Origin of the sequence: Microbulbifer sp. A4B17 (assembly GCF_003076275.1) — a bacterium.
Lineage (GTDB): Bacteria > Pseudomonadota > Gammaproteobacteria > Pseudomonadales > Cellvibrionaceae > Microbulbifer.
In genome coordinates this window covers 2905688-2924341 of record NZ_CP029064.1, presented here as the reverse complement: position 1 = coordinate 2924341, position 18654 = coordinate 2905688, and the positions used below count along the sequence as shown (strand labels likewise).

10 protein-coding genes are annotated in these 18654 nt (G+C 47.2%); 8 read left to right on the top strand and 2 right to left on the bottom strand.

Features of this window, described 5'->3' with window-relative positions; genetic code table 11:
* Window positions 1–109 precede the first annotated feature (109 nt).
* The 4 genes from BTJ40_RS13000 to BTJ40_RS12985 all read left to right on the top strand — a co-directional run bounded on the left by BTJ40_RS13000 (window position 110) and on the right by BTJ40_RS12985 (window position 9921).
* Entirely contained in the window at window positions 110–1546 is a 1437-nt protein-coding gene (locus tag BTJ40_RS13000; protein WP_108733499.1) for an efflux transporter outer membrane subunit, read from the top strand.
* Window positions 1546–2784: an efflux RND transporter periplasmic adaptor subunit gene (locus BTJ40_RS12995; protein WP_108733498.1), complete on the top strand. Its 1239-nt coding sequence runs from the start codon at window positions 1546–1548 to the stop codon at window positions 2782–2784. The genes BTJ40_RS13000 and BTJ40_RS12995 overlap by 1 nt, the downstream gene beginning before the upstream one ends.
* Window positions 2777–5935, top strand: coding sequence for an efflux RND transporter permease subunit (locus tag BTJ40_RS12990; protein WP_108733497.1), 3159 nt, complete (start codon window positions 2777–2779; stop codon window positions 5933–5935). The genes BTJ40_RS12995 and BTJ40_RS12990 overlap by 8 nt, the downstream gene beginning before the upstream one ends.
* A gap of 431 nt (window positions 5936–6366) precedes the next feature.
* The gene (locus tag BTJ40_RS12985; RefSeq protein WP_238151998.1) at window positions 6367–9921 is read left to right on the top strand and encodes an amino acid adenylation domain-containing protein; all 3555 of its coding nucleotides are present in this window, start codon (window positions 6367–6369) and stop codon (window positions 9919–9921) included.
* Between the two features lie 67 nt (window positions 9922–9988).
* Here the strand turns inward: BTJ40_RS12985 and BTJ40_RS12980 are convergent, their stop codons facing one another.
* A complete protein-coding gene (locus BTJ40_RS12980) occupies window positions 9989–11245 on the bottom strand; it encodes an MFS transporter (RefSeq protein ID WP_238151997.1) in 1257 nt (418 codons plus the stop codon).
* A gap of 875 nt (window positions 11246–12120) precedes the next feature.
* Here BTJ40_RS12980 and BTJ40_RS12970 point away from each other — a divergent pair.
* The 4 genes from BTJ40_RS12970 (at window position 12121) to BTJ40_RS12950 (ending at window position 15963) form a co-directional block, all read left to right on the top strand.
* Complete coding sequence (locus tag BTJ40_RS12970; RefSeq protein ID WP_108733494.1) at window positions 12121–12537, top strand: hypothetical protein; 417 nt, start codon at window positions 12121–12123, stop codon at window positions 12535–12537.
* A 379-nt stretch (window positions 12538–12916) separates the two neighbouring features.
* Window positions 12917–13276, top strand: a complete 360-nt coding sequence (locus tag BTJ40_RS12965; protein WP_108733493.1) for a nuclear transport factor 2 family protein — start codon at window positions 12917–12919, stop codon at window positions 13274–13276.
* A gap of 793 nt (window positions 13277–14069) precedes the next feature.
* Complete coding sequence (locus tag BTJ40_RS12960) at window positions 14070–14357, top strand: hypothetical protein (protein WP_108733492.1); 288 nt, start codon at window positions 14070–14072, stop codon at window positions 14355–14357.
* 958 nt (window positions 14358–15315) lie between these two features.
* The gene (locus tag BTJ40_RS12950; RefSeq protein WP_108733490.1) at window positions 15316–15963 is read left to right on the top strand and encodes a hypothetical protein; all 648 of its coding nucleotides are present in this window, start codon (window positions 15316–15318) and stop codon (window positions 15961–15963) included.
* A gap of 1170 nt (window positions 15964–17133) precedes the next feature.
* On the opposite strand, the gene BTJ40_RS12940 is transcribed toward BTJ40_RS12950, so the two are convergent.
* Window positions 17134–18186 carry a DMT family transporter gene (locus tag BTJ40_RS12940; RefSeq protein WP_108733488.1) on the bottom strand — a complete coding sequence of 351 codons (1053 nt, stop codon included), beginning with the start codon at window positions 18184–18186 and terminating at the stop codon, window positions 17134–17136.
* Window positions 18187–18654: the final 468 nt, after the last annotated feature.

Genomic DNA, 18654 nt, shown 5'->3' with positions numbered 1-18654 from the left:
CTCTTTGTAAACAAGAGTAAAACGTATTGCGAGTGATTTTGGAGGGCGGATAATGCGCGCAATAAATCTCTATTTTTTACGATTAAACGTTTAATTTCGGTGATATTCATTGTCCTTTTACCGCATTTTGGCAATTTGTGTTCCGCTGCTTGTCAGCTGTAGTTCGCAGCCAAGCAAGACCATTCAACCCGATGAAAATTTAGGTTTACCAGAATCTTTTCGTGCATCGGGCACCGTCGCCCCGAGTTTGCGCTGGTGGCGCGACCTGGAAGATCCGCAACTGGACAATTTGGTGCAGCTGGCCCTGAAAGATAACCCTGACCTGCAGGCCACGTATTGGCGTTTGGAGCAGGCGGCGGCGGCTGCACGTGGGGCGCGTTCAGGTCTCTGGCCGAGTCTCACCGCCAGTGTTGAAAATACCGAGCAGCGCTACTCATCGGGAGAATTCACAGATCCCTCTGCGGAAGGCAACAGTTGGAGCACCCGTATTGCCGCTAGTTACGAAGTGGATTTGTGGGGGCGGGTCCGTGCCGGTGCCAGTGCAGCAGAGGCGGCTTATCTGGCCCAGGAGCAAAATTTACAGACGGCCGCACTGACTCTGGCGAGTGAGGTGGCAGCTACCTGGTTGGAATTACGGGAGCAGTGGGGCCAGCGGGATTTACTGCAGCAGCAGCTGGAGGTCAACCGCAAAAGTCTGAAGGTTCTGGAACTGCGCTTTGGTCGCGGCGTCACAGGTGCAGCCGATGTTTTGCAGCAACGGCAACTGGCCCAGCAGTCACAGCAAGAGCTGGATGAGGCAGAAGCCGATGTTGAGACGCTGAAGGTGCAGTTGGCGGTGCTGCTGGGCATCACTGTGGCGGAACTTGACAGCATTATTCACAAGCAGGCCGGGCTGCCGGCACTACCCGCATTGCCTGAGACAGGGGTGCCCTCCCAGCTGTTATTGCGCCGTCCGGATGTGGTTGAGGCGCAGCGGGATCTTCTTCAGGGGTATCACCTGGCAGATGAGGCCTGGGCAGATCGACTGCCGGTATTCGGTTTATCCGCAGTGGCCAGTAATGGCACCAGTTTGATTAGTGATGTCACAGAGAACTGGCTCCTGGCCATTGCCGCGTCTATTGAGGGTGTGATCTTTGATGGTGGCGCCCTGGCATCTGCGCGGGATCAGCAGGACGCCGTTCTACAGGAGCGTTGGGCGCTCTACCGCAGTACGGTCAATGAAGCGCTGTCTGAAGTAGAGCAGGCTTTAATTCGAGAGAGCCTGATCGAGCAGAGACTCAACCATTTGCGCGAGCGTGAACGCCTCGCAGACCTTTTGGTCCTGCGCCAAAGCCAGGCTTATGCGCGAGGGACCATCGACTTCCTCAATGTGTTGACCGCGACGAGTGAACAACAGAGTTTGGCGAGACAGATTTTGTCTGCCGAGCGCGAACTGATTGAAAACCGAGTAGTACTTTACCGCGCGCTTTCCGGTGGGATTCCCCAGACGGACCTCCCAGCCCCCGAGCCAGTGGATTTGGAGTTGTACCTGGAGGGTAATAACTGATGTTGCAGAAACTCAATTGGCGTTTGCTGATACCTGTAGTGTTGCTGGTATTGGCATTCCTGGCCTTCAACTGGATGATGCGGGAAAAACCGTCGGTTAGTCGCGGTGAACGCAAAGCACCCCCGCCGACAGTAGATATCGCTGTTGCCGAGCAGGGCCGTTTTCCCGTCACCTTGAGCGCCCTGGGAACAGTGAGTGCCCGGGAGCTGGCGGAGCTGGAGCCCCAGGTGCAAGGGCAGGTGCAATGGCTTGATTACGATTTGGGCCCCGGTGCGGTTATGCCTAAAGGGCAGATACTGTTACGTATCGAGCAGGAACCTTACCAGCTGGCCCTGATGACCGCCGAAAGCACTCTCGCCCAACGCCGTGCTGAATTACAGCAGGAGCGAGGAGAGCAACAGGTTGCTGAAGAGGAATATGAGCTTTTGGGTACGACCCTGTCTGAAGCTGACAGGGCACTGGTGTTGCGCGAGCCCCAGAAAGCAGCGGCAGAGGCGGCAGTAAAATCCGCAGAGGCGAATGTGGCCCTGGCTAAACGGGATCTTCGCCTGACCGAGATTCGCGCTCCGTTTGATGCCCTGGTAGTGGCGCGTGTTGCTGATGTCGGTGATCGAGTGTCCCCTGGAAGCACCCTCTACAGCCTTGCCAGTGCCGATCGCTTCCAGATTGCTGTCGAGGTCCCCGCATCACAATTGCACAGGCTTGGTCGCAGCAGTGTTGAAGTACGAATTTACGGCAGCCAGTGGCCCCAGGGCGTCTATCGCCGTGGTGAGTTTGTCCGGGTAATCCCGGTATTGGAAGAGCAGGGTCGCCTCGCCAGTGTCCTGGTGGAACTTGAAGATCCACTCTCTGTAAAGGACCCGTCCCAGCCGCAGCTGCTCCTCAACGATCTGGCTAAGGTCGAAATCGTTTCCCACAGTGAAGATGAGCGTGTGCGTATCCCCCTCACTGCCTTGCAGGATGGGAATAACGTATGGGTGGTTCGCGATAATCGAACTATAGTCCTGCCGGTAGAAGTGGCCTATATGAGCGGCGACTTTGCAGTCCTGGAGCAGGGACTCAACGGTGGAGAAGCTTTAGTGACTACCCGGTTGGTAACCGTTACCGAAGGCATGCCAGTGCGAATTGCCGGAGACAGTAATCGCCAGCAGCGCCCACCGGTAGATGCGGCTGCTTCTGCGGAGCGCCCGCCGAGACGTGGCCCCGGTGGCCCCAACACTGGGGGCACAGATGACTGAACAGAATAGATCTAAAGATAAGGTCGATACCCGAACGGGCGCCATCGCCTGGATGGCGCGCAACCACGTCACCGCCAATTTACTGATGCTGGTCTTCCTGATTGGTGGTTTGATTTTTTCGACAATTGTTAAGAAGGAAGTCTTCCCGGAGTTCAGCCTGGATACCGTGAGCGTGTCTATCTCCTATCCCGGTGCAAGCCCGGAGGAGGTCGAGCGCGGTGTACTGGTGGCTGCTGAACAGGCAGTACAGGGCCTAGTGGGTATCAAAGAGATGACCGCGAGGGCCAATGAAGGCAGTGCCACTTTGAGCCTGGAGCTGGAAGGTGATGCCGATGCCACTTTGGTTTACCAGAATATTCAGCAGGCTATCGACTCCGTTACGACTTTCCCAACGGATATTGAGCAGCCCCAGGTAAGTCTGGCTGAGCGCAAGCGAGACGTGCTGGACCTGGTACTGCACGGCGACCTTACGGAACATAATCTGCGTGCGCTGGCGATGCAGGTTTACGATAAGCTCGAAGCGCACTCTGGTATTACCCAGTTGGAAGCCCGCGGTATGCGGGATTTGCAAGTGGCAATCGAGATTCGTCGCGATGACCTGCGTCGCTATGGGCTCACCCTGCAGGAAGTGGCAAGCGTAGTAGAAAATGCAGCGGTAGATATTCCCAGCGGCAGTGTTAAGTCCGATGCCGGGGAGATACTGGTTCGGGTGACTGAGCGCCGCGACTGGGCCCGTGAGTTTGGCGATATTGTTATTGTCCAGGGCTCTGGTGGTGGTGCGGTTTACTTGAAGGACATTGCCAACATCAGCGACGCGCTCGAGGAAGAAGCGCGCAATATGGTGTTTAATGGCGAACCGGCCATCAGCATCCAGATTTACAGAGTGGGTGACCAGACACCAATGAGTGTCAGTTCAGCCGCCCATGAAGTGGTTGATGAGGTGAGAGCGGGTTTGCCTCCGGGTGTGACCCTGACGGTGCGAGATGATGATTCGGAAATCTTCAAGGCGCGCCTCAATCTGTTGCTAAAAAATGGATTTATCGGGCTCTTACTGGTGTTTGTTGTGCTCGGAGCCTTCTTGGAATTACGGTTGGCCTTCTGGGTAACACTGGGCATCCCCACCAGTTTCCTGGGGGCTTTACTATTCCTGCCGGGACTCGATATCTCCATCAGTATGGTGAGTATGTTCGCCTTTATCATCGCCCTGGGGATCGTGGTGGATGATGCAATTATTGCCGGTGAAAATATCCACGAATGGCGGCAGAAGGGCTACACCAATCTGGAGGCTGCCATTGCTGGTGCCCGGCAGGTTGCGGTACCGCTTACTTTTGCGATCCTGACCAATATTGTCGCCTTCTTACCATTGATGGCTTTACCCGGGTTTATGGGAAAGATATTCGGTGTGATTCCATTTGTGGTGGGTTCGGTATTTATTATTTCCTGGGTGGAAGCCCTGTTTATATTGCCCGGGCACTTGGCGCATTCACGTCGTGGTTATAAAAGTCGCCGGGCCCGTCGCTTTGCCGCGCGGCAAAAAATGCTTGCGCGCGGTTTAGACCGCTTTGTACAGCAGCGTTTCAGGCCCTTCCTGGATTTGTGTATCAAGCATCGCTACACCACTATTGCGGTAGCGGTAGCTGCATTGTTAGTGGTCGGTGGTTATGCGGCTAGTGGCCGTATGGGCTTTACCCTGATGCCTAGAGTAGAGCGGGACTCCGGCCGTTATTCCGTAACCTTTCCCACCGGAACAGCCCAATCCCAACTTGAAAAAGCTCGCTCACAAATAATTTCTGCTGCCGATAAGGTGCTTGAGCAATACGATCGAGAAAAGGTCTTCCTGGGTATTCGAGGCTTAATGGGGGATGACGCGATTGTGGTAGATGCTTACTTCGTACCCGCAGACGAGCGACCCTTCTCCACCGGTGAATTTATCCGTGCCTGGCGCCAGGAGGTGGGGCCCATCGCCGGTGCCCTCAGTGCGACAACCGCATCTGACAGGGGAGGCCCCGGGGCCGGTTCCTCGTTAACCGTGGAGCTTCGTCATACCGATACAGATACCCTGGAGCAAGCCGCCATACGACTTGGGGATGAGCTGGAGAAATTCCCCAATGTCAGCGATATCGATCCGGGTATTTCCCTCGGTAAAACCCAGCTTGATCTAACGCTAACTGAAACGGCCAAGAGTCTAGGTATGTCTGCGGAGGATATTGGCCGTCAGTTGAGAGCGGCTCTATATGGCGCCGAAGCCCTGCGTCAGCAGCGCGGTCGCGATCAGGTGAAGGTAATGGTGCGCTTGCCAGAGGATGAGCGGGCCAATATGAATGATGTGCAAAGCATTATGATTCGGGCCAGCAATGGACTCTGGATGCCTCTGCCAGACCTGGTAAAAATCGATAAAGGGCGTGCCTATGCCACGATCAATCGCCGAGCAGGTCGGAGGGTTACAACGGTTACCGCCAACGTGGAGCCCAGTGATCAGGCGACTCTGGTGATTAATGAGTTAAATGAAAGTGTGGTACCCCAGCTAAAAGCGGAGTTCCCCGGGCTCAGCATTTCATATGAAGGGCGCCAAGCGGAGGAGCGCGAGGGGTTGGCGAGTCTCGGGATGACCTTTGCCCTGGCCATGGCGGTGTTGTACTTGCTACTGGCAATTCCCTTAAAGAGTTATGTGCAGCCGTTGATTGTGATGGTGGCTATACCCTTTGGTGTGATTGGGGCTTTGCTCGGTCATTTGGGCATGGGCTATGGACTCAGCATGGTGAGTCTGCTGGGGATGGTGGCACTGGCTGGAGTTGTGATCAACGATACCCTGGTAATGATTGAGTACAGTAATCGTCTTCGTAATGATGGCGCCGATTTGGAAGGCGCTATTAAGGGAGCCGCTGCGCGACGTTTCCGTCCGATTGTATTGACCACCATAACAACTTTCTGCGGTTTAATGCCGATGATCTTTGAAAGCTCGGTACAAGCGCGCTTTATGATTCCAATGGCGATTTCCCTGGGTTATGGAATACTTGCAGCGACGGCGATCTCTCTATTATTGGTACCTTGCCTTTATTTAATGTTGGGCAGAGATATCCCGCAGCTGTTTGACAGGTTAAAAAACAGCATCGTCCGCCTGGTAGGCGGAGGTGTAGCCATCCAGAAGTAAATTGAATTACAGCCGGTATTTTTGCCGGCTGTAATTTTTCTCAAATCCCGCCTTTTGTGACCGGCAGGCACTTATTGGTTTCGATTTATAGATTCTTACCTTCTAATGCCCCCCCTGAATACCACATCCATTTAGTTTTCTTTTTAGCTTTGAGTTTTCGATAGCGGAAATACGGAGCCAGTTCAACGTCGTGAAATTATTTCACGGCATACTCCGGAATAAGTCGACTGACTTTGCGCGCCTTCAAAAAGTAGAAAATTTTGGCCAAATTTGAAAGACGCCGAAATAAATTGAAAGGTATTTTTCGCATTTTTAATAAGTATAAAAGGTAATGTTCAGTGTGCAGCTCAATAAACAAGTGTAATGCCCAGCCCCAAGACGTGGAGCCGGTAGGATCGGGCGCTGTATCAACAGGAGGTACAGTTTGTGATTTGATCGAAAGGCAAGAACTTAACAACCCCGATCGAGTAGCCATTATTGATGGCAATATGGAAATAAATTTCACTCGACTGGTGCGGCGGGTCAATGGGATTGCCAGGGAACTGGAGAATCGTGGAGTAGCGCCTGGCTCCCTGATTGGAGTCTGCATGAACCGATCCTGGGAGCTGATTGCAGCGTTACTGGGGGTGATGCGCGCTGGTTGTGCGTATGTACCACTCGATCCGACTTACCCGCGAGACAGGGTGGGGTATATGCTGGAGCACTCCTGCGCCGTTGCGGCAATAGTGGATGGGGATAGTTCTGCAGACCTATGTCTCGGTGTTGAAGAGTTGGTTTGGCTTGATGAGCTAACGGAACAGCCGATGGATGCATCGCTCAATGTACCTGGACCAAATGCGAATGACCTCGCTTATGTTATTTATACATCGGGCTCAACCGGCAAGCCGAAAGGTGTCGCTGTCGAACATCGTAGTCTAATTGCACTCAGCGAGTCTATGAGCGAGCTATTGAGTGATGAAGAACTAGAGGGGGTACTGGCCTCAACCTCGGTTTGCTTTGACCCCTCAGTAATAGAAATTATGGGGACCCTGTCGTTGGGGGGAACTGTAATATTGGCAGAAAATATTCTTGAACTGCCTGGGCTCCCATCTTTAAATCAGGTGCGCACTTGCTTTACTGTCCCATCCGCAGTTCAAGCTCTTCTCTCTGTCGAAAAGTTGCCAGAGGGGATCCGATGCCTGATTTTTGGTGGTGAAGTACTCAAACAATCATTGGTTGACCAGATTTATACTGGAGTGGTCAAGCCACGAATAGTCAATGTTTATGGCCCCACTGAGGATACTGTCTATTCCACATATGCAGAGATCACACCTGCTACGAAAAAAATCACCATTGGCAGATCGGTAACTAATTCCCGTGCGTATATTTTAGATCATTCCCTACAGCCGGTTTCTACTGGTGAAGAAGGGGAGTTGTACTTAGCGGGTAGTAAGCTGGCTCGAGGATACTTAAATGACGAGCTTTTGACCCGTGAAAGATTTATACAGGTTATGCCCAATTCCGCTATTCCGGATCAACGTTTGTACAAAACAGGAGACCTATGCCGGTGGACAGATAATGGGGAAATCGAATACCTCGGGCGAATCGACCAGCAGGTAAAGATCAGGGGATTTCGTATTGAGCTTGAAGAAATTGAATCGATACTTGAATCAATGCCTGGTGTTGACTCTGCTGCCACTGCAGTGATTGATGGTGGGGCAGGGCAGAAGATTTTGGTTGCTTATATAGTTGGCAGTGATCAAGCAATCACTGAGGAGCAGGTAAGGGGATTCCTTGATCAGCGCTTGCCAATTTATATGGTTCCGCAGTTTGTGAGGCGCCTGGAAGCCTTACCGCTTATGCCAAATGACAAGCTTGATCGAAAAAAGCTTTCTCTCCTTGAAAAAGAGCAGTTTACTCTGCAGGAAGATCATTTTGCTGCGAATGATGCTACCGTCTGCCAAAATGGTGACTTAATAAAAAAATTAATTCGTTCAGCAGCTAATAGTGAGGCGACAATCATTTCAATTATCCAGGGTGAAGTGGCCTCCCTTATTAATCACCCTGATCCGGAAATTGTTTTGCCTGAACTGCCATTTGAAAGGCAGGGATTGGATTCACTGACAACATTGGAGCTCATCAGCCGATTGAGCCACTGCATTGGGCGAACCCTGCCAGCGCAAGCGATCCTGGATTATCCAACACCAAAATTATTAGCTATCTATATTCTCGATTTGATGAGTGATAACTTTGATAGTGACTCCTCGCAGGAATTCGCTGGCTCAGAAACCGACTCTCTCGCCCACCTCCAGTCCCAGTTACAATCCAGTCATCCAACCTTCCAGGCTGCAAAAGCGTCATCGTGGTCTGCTTCTGATAAAAGCAAGTTGGTACAAGCCGTGATATCCATGGTTAATAACCAACGCAGGAATCCCTACAGTAAGGTTTTGCGCACGGGTAGTGGAACTCGCGGCACCGTATCTGACGTATATAACGATGATGCACAAGAAGCGATTATTTGGACAACCAACTTATACCTGGGCCTGAATCGAGACCAGGAGGTGATAGATCAGGCATCCTCTGCTGTTCAGCGTTTCGGAACAGGAATGGGCACTTCTGCGGCAGCCTCCGGTTTAACAGACTTACATCTGCAATTTGAAACAGAGTTTGCAAACTTGGTAGGAAAGCCCGGGGCCTGCTTGTTCCCGACTGGGTACACGGCCAATGTTGGTGTGGTTGCCGGACTGCTTGGTAAGGACGATGTAGTGGTTATAGATCAGCTCTGCCACGCATCTATTGTTGACGGTGCCCGCCTGTGTGGCGCAAAGGTCAGGACATTCCAACACAATAGTGCCGCGGATCTGGAAGCCGTATTGGAATCGGAAGCATCTCCTTACCGTACCATCCTAGTTGTGCTTGAAGGTGTTTACAGTATGGGCGAGGGTGCAGCTCCAGTAGCGGAAATTGTGCGTACAGCCAAAAAATACAATGCACTGGTGCTGGTTGATGAGGCCCACTCTTTTGGTTTTTATGGCGAAAGTGGTGCGGGAATCTGTGCTGCTCAGGGTGTCACCGACCAGGTCGACTTTATTATGACAACCCTCAGTAAGGCGCTCGGTAGCTTGGGAGGTGTTGTTGCCGCGAAGAGAGAGTATGTGGACCTGCTGAGGTCCTCAGCGCGAGCCTACATTTTCCAAGCCTCAGTGAGCCCTGCCGATATTGCTGCTGCACTGGCAGCCTTACGCCGTCTTAAATCTGACGATGGGCTCCGGGATCGGCTGTGGGACACTACTCGGTATATGCGCCAGAAGTTCGAACAGGCGGGATACGATTTGGGGACTGGAGATGGCCCAATTGTGACTCCGCATTTTGGCGATAAAGATAAGCTGTTTGCTATCGTGCAGGCCTTATATCAACGGGGTATCCAAACTTCAGCGGTAACCTATCCGATTGTGGAGAGTGGGCGTGGGCGCTTAAGATTTATCTGCTCGGCAGCGCATACAAAAGAAGACGTCGATAAAACTCTGCAAGCTTTGATTGAGGCGGAGCAGGAGGTGGATGCCCATTTACCGGCTAAGAATGATGAACCTCTGGACTTGGGACAGGCGCTTGCTGAAATCGGGGAGTGGGCTACTGCTTTTTCAGGTTACATTAAGGAGTACCTGGACGGTATTTCTGGTCCTACCCCTAACTTGTCATTGTCTATCAGTGTCTCCAAACAGTTTGAGCCGGTCAGGGTATTAATCTACGACGGCAATGTAACACTGAGTGATCACGCATTATCAGGTGTTCCCTCTTGTGCGATGGTTGTTAGGAACAAGCGCTCAGTTTCCGCCCTGCGTTTATTTGACGTGCAAACACTGCTCAACAGTATTTGCACGGGCACCTGTGTATTAAATGGTCAGGTGGAGCCATTTATTTGGTGTATTGCACGTATGATTGACTTCAATCAGCGCTTCAGGACGCTTAACGAGTTTGAGTTTAGCGAAGAGTTGGCCACTTGCTAGTTAATCTGAGAAGGTAATAAAGCCATGGGTCCCTCAGTGGATTCTGTTGGACCCATAGTATATGTGGTTATGTCTGGGAAGAGCGGGACTGTTGATTTGTCATCGCCAGGTTGCGCCAGCCCAGCTGAATCAAGATAAGCACCAATATCGCCGCAGAAGCAGTGATATAGAATGGCAGGCGGATATTAACTTCCATTGCTCCTCCGCCGACGAGTGAAATCAAACTGGCTACCAATGTGAAGCCTGCAGTGGCTATCCCCATCACCCACCCCTGTTCCGTCTCATCGACACTGTTTGCAAATATATTCAAGAGAGCAGGGTAAGCGAGCCCAAAGCACAGGTACGCGGAGAAGACACTCAGGTAACATAGCCAAATATGGTTGCTGAACACAAAGGCTAACGCGCTTGCTCCCATCACGAGGGCGGAGATCTTAACTACCAGGGGTTTACTCCAACGGGACAAAACAGGTTTGACCATAAACAGACTGGAAATTGCCACTGCAATCCCCATTGTCAGCATGGCCATACTGGTTACCAGCAGGCCCGCTTGGAATCTGCTGCTTAGATAGTTTGTGATAAATATATAAAAGCTGAGATGTACCAGCATAAAGCAGAGGTAGGCAGGACAAAGCCGAACTACCTGAGGGCGATCCTTCAGGTGTATAAACTGGGTAAACAGATCCATGAAGCGGAGCCTGAGTTGCATAGGGGCTTTGCGGGTATCGTGATAGAAGACCAGAATCAAGCACAAAGTAATAGCGACAAGTACGAGTGCAAAGTAGAACGGTAGTTGGATACTCGCTAAATTCCCCAATAGCTCCCTGTCTGCCAATACACCTGCCATAATTGGTCCAGCTACAGCCCCAGCACTCATTCCTGCTACTAATAACCCCAGGTTCTTGGATGCTTCCAGCTCACTTTGGCTGGCATCAATCATTGCCGCTTGGGCGATAGGCTGGTTTCCCGCAGTAAAGCCGCTGATCACTCGCCCGAGAATGAGAAGCCAAAGACTATTGCTTACCAAAGAAAGAATGGTGATCGCGTACCCAGCCATAGCCCCCACCAAACACAGCACCATGGCAGTCTTGCGTCCAATACTGTCAGACAGCTTGGCGATATATACGGACCCAACAAACCAAGCCAGAAAGAAGCTACCTATCACCAGGCCATAGTACAAGTGACGAGTTGCCTGTGGTGTACCACCAGGTAAGAATTGGAATTTTGTTGACATAACCAGTTCATTGATGATCGGAAACAGCAATCCCTGGCCCATCAGATCTACAAAAACTACTGCCAAAAGGGCTAAACGACACATTGTAGACATAACCACCCCCTCCCCAAGCTTCAGATTTACTACTTAAAGCAAGATAGCAGGTGATGAATAGGTGATAGAGCCAGCAAGTGAATAGGATACAAGCCTTGTATGTAAGTTGGGTAATAGCGATAGAGCGGATTAGTTATTACCAGCTGCAGAATAGTTTTGACGCCTGATAGCTATAACGCTCGCTGGCTGGGAGTAAAGGCGGTTCTGACAACGGAGTCTTGATTCGTATACCTGAATTCAAGAACTGCGCCTCCTGTTTCCAGTAGAAAGTTGATAACTTATTGATTATTTGGGGTTTCTCAAAGAGGTATATAGCGGGGAGAATACAGAAATATAAGGGAGCTGCTTATAATTCTGTTTGTACAATTGTACTGGTTCGGTGTAGTTTGTTGATTTTTCGAGTCTTTTTAAGTATTTGGGTTTTCTGGGTACTGGAATTACAAAGAAGGATGATATACAGATGCTGCTTTTTAATTAACTGTTAAGTGCCCATGGTAGATAGAATGTCACTCTTTAAGAAACTTGAGATAAGGCGCGACCCGGAATTTGGATTGTGCATTGAGCTTTGTAGCTGGGATCATATGGACTATATCGAGGATGTTTTATGCGAGCACTTTGATATTGAGTATGACTTTAAAATAGATGATCCAGAAATATTGAGGTACGCTCTATTTTTCGATAAGAGCATTAATGAGAGTGAATTGAAAGATTCAATATTATCAATAAATCATCATCATAAAAGTTCGGGCCAGATTTATGTCACTTCATAGGCCTGTACTTAACAAGGGCCTGCAACGGACCTCAGGCAATGGTCACCTTTTGTGCTGCTTCGCTACATTACAGTTACGGGTTATTGAGGCATTATGAGATAAATCATGAATAGAGAATTAAAGGAAATTATTGATAGATTTAACGAGGCCCAGGAAACAGCAGTAAACATTCTGGAGTCCGTTTTTGAATGTCCCCGCCCAGTATCTGCGATGGATTTCACCACAAGGTGCAAGCAAGAACTTCGGGATAAAAATTATCAATGTGGTGGATACAAAATCAGACCGCATGGTATTGGTATGGAAGTTAATGTTAATGGCATAAAGATCGATTTTGACTTTGGGCATAATGGTGAAATAAATGGATTTGACGCTTGGCGCTTGTATAATTTCGTCAATCAAAACAACATAAAGTCCCCTCTCAATTCAGAGGGAAAAATAAAAGCAGCCTTTGAATTAGCAGTTTTTAATGGTTTTATATATAAAGGGACTGGCATGGGTAGCAATCACTATGTCAGCTCCTAATAAACAAAGGCAGCGAATGCGTTCCGCACCGCTGCTTTGAGCGTTAAAATCTTTCCTACAGTGAGTTGATACCTGCCTTTTGGGTAGAATAAGAGAAAATATCGGAAGTCTCAAAGAGTATACTGCCAGTGTTTGCTGAAAATAGATGTGTATTATCAAAAGACGACGCCCCGTAAAAAAAATCACTAGGCATATCAAGCTCCATGGGTGGTTTGAAGTGTGCTTCTATTGAGGGCAATAGTAACAATATTTTTTTATATGGAGTAAAGTTGCTTTATGAGTAATTATAAATAATGAAAATAATTTTTATAATTACAGGGGAGGGTGATAAATAGACTCTTATTTGAATTAACAGTTAGAGCTTGAGAGGATTCGGATTATGGGACCAAAAGAAGTTGTTCAAGGATGGGTAGACGCCTTTAATAAAGCTGATGTAGATCAGGTAGTAAGCTTCTATTCCGATGATGCAATTAATCATCAGGTGGCCAACGATAAACTTGTTGGAAAAGAAGCAATTCGAGCCAGGTTCGAAGAAGAGTTTTCTGCTGCAGAGATGGTATGTATTGTAGAGCATCTCTTCCAGGATGGAGATTGGGCAATTTTGGAGTGGAAGGATCCACTAGGTTTGCGAGGCTGTGGGTTCTTTCATATCCAGAAGGGAAAGATTGTATTTCAGAGAGGCTATTGGGATAAGCTCTCTTTTCTAAAACAACATGGCCTGCCAATCCCGCAAGAATAATTAGCAAGGCAGCCCTGGGTAGTGATGTTAGTTTCGAGCTAGAGTTCTCGTTTGGAGTAGCTACGCTTACTACATGCCACGGCTCTAGTATGATAATCAAGGTTTGATGCATCGTTCCCTGATAACGGTTCGCGTTCATAGAAGTGGAATCCTGAGTGAGGTCTACATCCTTGAAGAGTCTATTTTTCAACGACTTTCAACTTTTACTTTTGTTGTGATGCGCAGATAGAGTCTTTATTGTGGACGGGCAGGAATTTAGATTATTGATCTTCATCTTAACCACTTCCCGCACACTCAAGTGTTACGATTGTGCTAGTTATTTGGTTTTGCAGGTTAGGTGATTTTGGATCAACCTTTTTTCTTCCCATTGATGCATAGCCCGCATGTAGATGTTCCGTATTGGGGAAGCTTAATAAGTGATATCTACTGGAAGAATAGAGTGGGGCACAGAATAGAAAGTGGCGACCACTGCGCTCTCAGTGTTTAGGAACTATTTTAGTATTGCTGAACCCTCTATATGAGTATACATATAAACTACTGGACTGATTTCACGAATAATACGTACATCTATTGAGATAGAAATCTGATCCGTTGAATACCTGAATTGTTTCTAGAAACTACTTTCAGGAAGTAGCTGACTGCTATAGGCTGATAACTAACCGATTTATAAGGCGTCTATCGGTCTTTAATCCTTTTTCCAGAGCAGGAGTTGCTGAGAAAACTTTCGATATATGGAAAAGAATGATATATATACCTTGCTATTGAGTTAATTTTTAGGGCTTACGGGGGGAAGATGAAGAGTTTCGCCTTTTTTATATTTATGGTGGCGTTCTCAAGTTCGATTGCTCAGGAAAATTCTACTCCGGAGCTCCATGTAGCAAATTTTCTTGATGATTTTTCTGAGAGCAATATTGAAGGGGTAGTGGGTAGCTACTTTGTTGAAAGTCCTAATTTTATATTTGGTTCTCATATATTTTCTCCGACAAGCAAAAGTGAGGTAGAGGAGATTCTGCTAAACATACGTACAGCTTTGTCGGAAAAGGACTATATCAAGTCTTCAATTGAGAGATTTGAGACATAGTTCACTGGACCCAACATGGCAGTTGTCTCAGTGTATCTAAAGCGATTGCGTACTGGAATGGAAGTCATGGATTACAAGTGCAGTACTTATAGTTTGGTCGAGACTGATAATGGCTGGAAGATCATCACTTGGTTACCAACTGACCCTGACTCAAAGTCAAGTTGTTTTCCAAAGCATGCATAACAGATGATTATGGCCTTTTGACAGCTAAATATTCCATCTTCTCGTCTCCTTGCTTGTAGCCTGTAAGGCCGTAGCGCTATCTATTTTATAGTCAATTGTAAAGAAGGAGGTTCGGGGTGGGCCTCCTTTTTGTTGAAAGTTGTGGTTGTTTTGGTAGTTAAGCATTATTATGCATATAATAATTAAAGAACAATTTCTGCTATTCTCTAAAAAATCAATAATTCATTGACTTGTGAAAATTTCTTGAAATAAATATAGAAGGGAAAGAGTTAAACTATAGATAAGCTATTCTTCTTTCTTCGAGAATATGTACCAGTTTAGGAGAAAACATTGAATTTCAGTATCTATCTGGGTGATCGTGCAGACAAGTTTTGTAATTATAGAGAAGCGTGGTATAGATACTGATTTTGAAATAACTATTAGATGCAAGATTAGAAATTGAATTGAAAAATTTGGCTTTTCTAGCCCCGTTGAGCATCATTGCAAAGACGGCTTGTGCTATTTTCACAGATTTCATACCGGTCATGATTCTTCTTTTAGTCCTCCCTCTAATTGGAGCGTTTGTCCGTTTTAAGAACAAAAGTAATGAGGCTTGGCTCAAGAAGATAAACTTTTCGATACTTGTTTCCATTATTGTTTCTGCCATTCTGGTGATCTATGGACAGCAATACGCATAACAAGCTAATTAACTTCACGCTTGAAGTGCGTACACCAGACAGACTATGGGCTGTTTTGGTTGGAGATTATTAAAGTGTTAAGCACTCATGGAGGCTTAATGATTAGGCATTTGGTTTTGACGATTGCTATTATTCTCTTCTCTTGTGGAGCTTTTGCCACTGCTCAGCGCCCCGACAAGATTGTGATTAAGGGAGAAGTATATTCTTTAAATACTAACCCACTGGAATCCTACTTAAATAGTATTGACTGGGAGCTTCCGGAGCAGGCTGCAATATGGTCTTCTAACTGGAGAGGCTACCTGGCAGAATGGGAAGTCGCAGACCAAAAATTAGTATTAGTTGATATGACCATTGCGCTAAAAAGGGATTCGTCCAAAGAGAAGCACGAGCGCAAGAGTATCCTGAATACTGTTTTTCCAGGAGAAGTACAGGTTTTTGCTCAATGGTATAGCGGAACATTAATTGTCCCAAGCGGGAAAATCATTAATTACGTTCATGTGGGGTATGGCTCCAGTTATGAAAGGTATCAAGTTTTAGCTGTTAATAATGGAAATATCACTAAGACACTAAATTTTTCCCATGCAGAGTTTATTTCCTATCGAGAGGAAAAATTTTCAGAATTCCAAAAAACCGAACTATTTAAAAAGGAGTACGAGAATCTAACAACCGGTGAACATGATTGGTCAAATGAGGAAGCATTAGGCTTCTTGCAAAGCTATTATGCGGAGTATTATCTATCGTTGTAATATTATACTTAACAAGTGGCTGTGACCTTTACTTAAGTGGTCCTGTAGTTTTCTTGTTCCAATAGATAGTGTTTTAATGCCCTCCAGTTTAGGGGGGGGAGTTGTTTCTGTTGCATGGCATATAGTTTGTGAAACTAAGATACAGTTTCTTCCAGGATAATTTGTCTTTAAGATAGTCGTTGCGTGATTAATAGAGTAAAAGGCTCGAACTTGAGCTTACTTTCTGGGAGGCCTACTCTCAACAGTTTCCAGTTTCCAGTTTCCAGTTTCCAGTTTCCAGTTTCGACGATTTTGTATTGACAGGTATGAAGATCCCAAATAGTATTGCGTTTCTTTCAATGAGCACTCCTAGACATCGGTCCCCTAGGAGAATTAAAAACTTAGACCGTAGTTAATGTACGTATGTAAAAACTGTAACACCCAAGTTTCATCAAATACCCCCTCTCATCTGTATCAAATTAAAAAACGTTCCATAACGTACTCTAAACGACCTTCAGCAAATAAATTCTTTAAAGATGGTAGATCTCACACAAGTGATGATCCAGGTGGATCAGGGTGGGAAATTGAAAAAGAAATTATAGTTTGTAAAGCGTGTTACAATAGCTTAATCAGCAGTTGTTAGCTTCTTATATCTAACGTAAAAATATATGACAATTTATTCAAGCTGACTCCTTGTGGGTCAGCTTGGTAAGGCGATTAATGTGATAATCGAAGCTTGATGTATCTTGCTGTCTAATAAGATTTAACCGCTCGGTCGGGTCTACTTCACCGAAGGGCCCATTTTCAAAGCCTTTCAAAGCCTTTCAAAGCCTTTCAAAGCCTTTCAAAGCCTTTCATTGCCTGCCTTCCTTTTTAATGCATATATAGATCAGTTAGCGATGGTAGAGGAAGGGTTTGGGAGTGTGAGTGACTATCTTTACTTGATAATCCTCCACTTTCCCGGCTCACTTCAATTGATACATAGGTCTCAAGTCTTTGGTTTTTACCAGTTTGGCGTTTTAGAGGCTGCACGTTGGCCGCCTACTGATTCTCAAGCCGTGAGTGAGAATGCCATTGGGGGGAGCCTCGCTAAGTGATTCTTGTGGAGGAGTGGGGGGGAGCTACTTCTTTTGCTTAACAAGATCTCCTACTCCATTAAGTCTTTTCACACGGCACTGCCTATTGAAAGTGCTAGACCCCCTTAAATGAGCACGGCTTTTCATACTTCATGTCGACGGCTTTCTGTTCGCGATATTGACCCAGTAATGAAATCCCTATTCCGGCCATGATGATGATTCCTCCAACGATTTGAGCAAAGTTGGGAACCTCTTGCAGGATAAGAAAGGCGAAGAGGGTACCGGCTACGGGCGTAATGGCTGTCGCGATAGAGATATCAGCAGAGCTCGCCCCTCCTTGGAGTCCTTTAAACCAGGTGATCTGCCCAAAGACAATAATGATTGCACCGTATACAAGCATCCACACCCAGAGGAAAGGAGAGAATAGGTCGTCAAAGTGGTGGGGGCCAAATACAGAGAGGACAATGATCGAAAAGAGTATCACTCCTGCAAGCATTCGGAAAACTGAAAAGACGCCAATAGGGACGCGATCAAGCAGCTTCCGGCTTGCCTGAACGGCAATGACTCCTAAGAGTGTTGCAACAGCAGTTAAAATTTCTCCAGCTTTGGGGAGGTCTTGAAGAAATTGGTCCATGGCTGGATTTCCAAGGTTCAGCATTTTCATACTCATTGGATCTTCCATCGGCGGTTGGTGTAGGGCAAAAATTGCAATAACACCAATTGTTACCACAAGGGCCCCCACAATTGAGAACCCGGTAGGCCTCTCTCGGAACATCAGATAAGCTAACAAAAGTCCCAAGGGAGCATCTAGAGTTGCAATTAAAACGACATTGGTCACTTCTGTGAGCATCAGAGCAATAAAGAAGAAAGCGGGGGCAAGAACTCCAGACATCAAAATAAGCACGAACATGTAAAACCAGTCTTTAAAAGGATATTGCTTTAAGATGTTGAGGCGCCAATCTTTCCTGTAGATTATTAAAAGGGTGATACCCGCCAAGAGATTTCCAGCGAACAAGAGGTTGCAAAAAGAGATGGGGTTGTTTCCATTAATGGGGTGACTGGCACCTAGCTCCCCAATTTTCGCAACGACTGCGTTGGAGGCAGCAAAAATAAGTATCGAAATCCATAACCAAAATCGAGTACTTTTTACGGAGGGTTGCTTATCCATTTATTATCCCTTGAATGCCGCGGCAAGTTCCGTCGGGTGCAGCTTGTACTGTACTAAGTATGTCTCGACTGTCTAGTGGGGTGACTTGATTTGGGTTAGTTTAGACTAACTTCAATAGTAGGCTGCCTTAGAGTATGAAAGTTAATTCATTTAACGACGTTGGAGAAGCTGGTTCTGTGAATTTTAGAGGCAATTTTACTTAGGCTCCTTCAGTACCTAGCGAAGTGTTCGAATGTGGTTCGAAAAGGGTGATTCTGAAACCTGCACTGGGTAAATGGAAATATGAGCGCAACTTCGTGTCTTATTTTGGTGAAATTAAAGCTCACTTTGATGATACGTAATATGTTTAGCTAAATAATGATGACCAAGTATTTACTGCGTAGGAATGTAAACCAAGAGCTTTAGTTCTGTTGATATCTCGTGCCTAGAGTGTCAGTATCTATTACTGGAAGAGTTGGGTGCCAGTCT